The sequence below is a fragment of the Acidobacteriota bacterium genome, assembly GCA_020853395.1.
Taxonomy (GTDB): Bacteria; Acidobacteriota; Vicinamibacteria; order Vicinamibacterales; family SCN-69-37; genus JADYYY01.
This window is the reverse complement of record JADYYY010000012.1, coordinates 1-3,566: the sequence shown is the minus strand read 5'-3', so window position 1 is coordinate 3,566 and position 3,566 is coordinate 1. Positions and strand designations below refer to the sequence as shown.

Annotated in this window: 2 protein-coding genes and 1 tRNA gene; 2 read left to right on the top strand and 1 reads right to left on the bottom strand. The window is 68.3% G+C overall.

The features are described from left to right. Positions 1–14 precede the first annotated feature (14 nt). Both IT184_13165 and IT184_13160 read left to right on the top strand, forming a co-directional pair. Entirely contained in the window at positions 15–1,112 is a 1,098-nt protein-coding gene (locus tag IT184_13165; GenBank protein MCC7009751.1) for a transposase, read from the top strand. Continuing rightward, positions 1,103–1,168: transfer RNA gene (locus tag IT184_13160), tRNA-OTHER, on the top strand. Before IT184_13165 ends, IT184_13160 begins: the two co-directional genes overlap by 10 nt. Before the next feature lie 93 nt (positions 1,169–1,261). On the opposite strand, the gene IT184_13155 is transcribed toward IT184_13160, so the two are convergent. Beyond that, on the bottom strand, positions 1,262–3,373 hold the full coding sequence (locus IT184_13155) for a hypothetical protein (GenBank protein ID MCC7009750.1): 2,112 nt from the start codon (positions 3,371–3,373) through the stop codon (positions 1,262–1,264). Positions 3,374–3,566: the final 193 nt, after the last annotated feature.

Genomic DNA, 3,566 nt, shown 5'->3' with positions numbered 1-3,566 from the left:
TCTTGGGGTACGGCATGTCCGAGCGCACGCCCGAGCATTCGAGCCTGAGTCGGATTCGGCAGCGGCTGGACATCGAAGTGCACCAGGAGGTCTTCACCTTCGTGCTGAAGATTCTGGCGAAGAAGGGTTTGCTGAAGGGCCGCGCGATCGGCGTGGACGCAACGACGCTCGAAGCCAACGCCGCGCTGCGCAGCATCGTGCGCCGTGACGACGGCACGAGTTACCAAGACTTCCTCGTCGCGCTCGCGAAGCAGTCGGGGATCGAAACGCCGACGCGAGCCGACATCGCCAAGCTCGACCGCAAGCGCGCGAAAAAGGGCTCGAACGACGACTGGAAGCACCCGCACGATCCCGACGCGAAGATCACGAAGATGAAGGACGGCCGCACGCATCTCGCGCACAAAGCCGAACACGCGACCGATCTCGACAGCGGCGCGGTGATGGCGGTGGTCGTGGCGGACGCGACTGCGGGCGACTGCACGACTCTCAAGGCGACGATGGTGGCGACGGCGACGCAACTGAAGTCCGTCGTGACGGACGAGAGCTGCAGGGAACACGTCGATCCGCGCGCGCTGACGACTTGGATCGCTGACAAGGGCTACCACTCGAACAGCACGATGAAGATGGCGGCCGAGCTGGAGCTGAAGACCTACATCGCCGAGCCCAACCGCGGACGGCGTCGCTGGGAAGAGCAGCCCGAGGCGCGCCGCGGCACCTACGCGAATCGACGACGGCTGCGCTCGAAGCGCGGGCACGAATGGATGCGCAAACGCGGCGAGATGATCGAACGCAGCTTCGCGCACTGCCTGGAGACCGGCGGCATGCGCCGGGTGCATCTGCGCGGTCGCGAGAACATCCTCAAACGCTACTGCGTGCACGTCGCGGGCTTCAACCTGAGCCTGGTGATGCGACAACTGATCGGATTCGGCACTCCGCGCGGCCTGCAGGGCCGTCTCGTCGAGATCTGCGCGCTGCTGAGGCTCTGGATCACGTGGCTCGCACGATTCCTCGGAGCCGGCGCGAGCGAACTCGATGCTCGATCGACCTTGAACTCGGAACTCATCGAGCCGGGCGCGCGCCATGAATCGATGGCTTTCTCAACGGGCTGTTAGCCCGTACTAGGCGACTCATAATCGCTTGGTCGTAGGTTCGAGTCCTACATGGCCCACTTCACGCGCGGTGCGCCGAAGGGACCGCGGCTCCGCGGCAGGCGGGCACACCTGCGGCGGAGCCACGGAGAATCGAGCGCGCCGGCGCGCGGTCAGGGCAGCGTGACGAGTTGCAGCGCGTCGCTGAGATTGGTGGTCTTGGGCGCCGGCGGATCGCGGAACCAGGCTTGCGCGTAGACCGTCGTTCCGGCCTGGAACGGCTGGCCCAGCGCGCTGGGATGCGTCGCGAGGAAGGCCAGCCAGTCGAGCGTGAACGAGCCGTCGCACGCGCCGGTCGTTCCGCCGCTCGTTTGGCTCGGCGTGCGCTGGGTCGGCGGCTTCACGCACAGAAAGCTCGAGCTGCTCGCGCTCCAGGGTGCAGGCGTGAAGCCGCTGTTGTCGGTGCCGTAGAAGATCAGGCCCGTGCGCTGGCCTTCGACGCCGTTGACCGCGAGCGTGAAACCGCTCGCGGCCGAGATGCTCGGCGTGCCCGTGGCGCCGATCTGCGCGGTGCAACCCGCGGTCGTCGTTCCGGCGGTGCAGTAGCTGGTCGGCGTGCTCGTGTACGGAATGTCGTAAGAGACGATCGCCTGGTCGCTGCCGATGATCAGGCGCAGCACCAGCCTGTTGCCGGCGCTCAGGCCCAAGCTGGAACCGCCACTGTTGTCGTTGCCGTAGACCGACCAGCCGAGGATCGGCTGATTGCCGAGTTGCGGCATCAAGTCGCCCTTGCGCGCGAGCAGCTCCAGGCCGTTGCTCGGCGTCCACTGGTAGAGCGCGGCGTCGTTGACTCCGACCACCACGTCGCCCGCGACGAGGCCGGTGACGAACACCAGCGTGCCCAGATCGTTGAACGCATAGACGGTCGAGCTCAGGCCACCGATCAGCGCGTTGCTCGTGCCCGGCGCCGGATCGCCCTCGCGCGCGACCAGTTGCAGCGCGCCGCCCGGAGCGCTCGTCAGCCCACTCCAGAGCGCCGAGTCGCTTCCAGTGCCGACGGCACCGCGGAGGTTGCCGATGAACGAGAAGCGCCCTTGGTTTCCGAGCATCAGCGTGCCGGGGTTGATCGAAGCCAGTTGCACGCCCGCGAGCCCCGGCGCCGGGTCGTTCTCGCGCGCCAGGACCTGCACCGCACCGCCCGAAGGCCAGTAGGCCAGGACCTGATCGTCGCTGGTGGTCGTCGCTCCGTCGCGGATGTCGGGTGAGAACAACACGTTGCCTTGCGCGTCGAGCGCGGCGCCGAGCGCTCCCCAGCTCGAGGCGCCCGACACGATGCCGAACACCTCGCCTCCCGCGAGCCCGGGCACCGGATCACCCTCGCGCGCGATGAGCACGTGCGCGCCGCCGAGCGTCGAGCGGTACAGCGCCTGGTTGGTCGTGCCGGTCGGCAGCGGCGAGCCCACCGCGGAGTTGTAGATGCACTCCCACAGCACTTGGCCGGCTGCGTTGAGCTTGGCGAAGTTGTTCGAGGTCGTTCCGGTGCCGGTGAAGGAGAAGATCGCGTGGCTGTCGGGCATCACGTCGGCCTTGCGCACGAGCAACTGCAGATTGCCCGGAGCGCCGAGCCACCAGCCCTCGTTGTTGGTCGTGCCGACCACGTCGCCGCCGGCGATCTGCGAGCGGAACAGGTACTGGCCGCTGGCGTTGGCGCCGCTCGTCGGCGCCGACACGACCGTGGTCGTGGTCAGGTCCGCGCTGAACTGCGCGTTGGTCGTCCCTGGCGCTGCGTCCGACTCCTGGACGAGCGTCGACAAGCTGGACGGTGTGCCGACGATCAACGCCGTGTCGTTGGCGCTGGTGATCCCGCCGTTCCACAGCGAGCTGACGGCGAGCATGTGTCCGTTCGCGCCGATGCGGTAGAGCGAGGTCATCCCGGGCGCGCCCGCGGATGTGCTCAGGGTCACGCCGGTCGGTTGTCCGGGCGCTTGCGAGCCGCCTTGTGCGACCAGGGCGAGGTTGCCCGGCGCGCCGTAGAACCAAGCACGGTCGTCGCCCGTTCCGACGCCGCCGCCGAAGAAACGGCCGCGAAACAGCACGTTTCCGCTGTCATCGACGGCCGGGACCTCGAAGTAGCCCGCGCCGCCGAAGACGGCTCCCGGGACGCCGGGAACGGCTTGTCCGGAGGCCGCGATGACTTGTGCGGAGACTTGAAGCGGATGCTGCGCGAGCGCGCTGGCGGCCAGGACGAGTGCGGCGGAGGACGAGCCCAGGAGAGTTCGATGCATGGGGTGCCGGACGGCGGGGGGGAGTGTGTCGCCGTGGCGCCGATACAGACCGAGCGCCCGACTTGACGGTAAGCGTCCGGCGGCAAATGCTGGCGTTCGGTGGCGGGCTGCCGGGCGCGGTCTCAGCTTGGCGGGATGAGCGATCGAGCGACGGGAGGGGACGAGTTGGCGGCGCACTACGCGTGCGTGCTTG

Bases quoted from the DNA above. Each gene is read 5' to 3' on its own strand.
- IT184_13165 (MCC7009751.1), top strand. From the start codon at position 15: ATGTCCGAGCGCACGCCCGAGCATTCGAGCCTGAGTCGGATTCGGCAG.
- IT184_13155 (MCC7009750.1), bottom strand. From the start codon at position 3,373: ATGCATCGAACTCTCCTGGGCTCGTCCTCCGCCGCACTCGTCCTGGCC.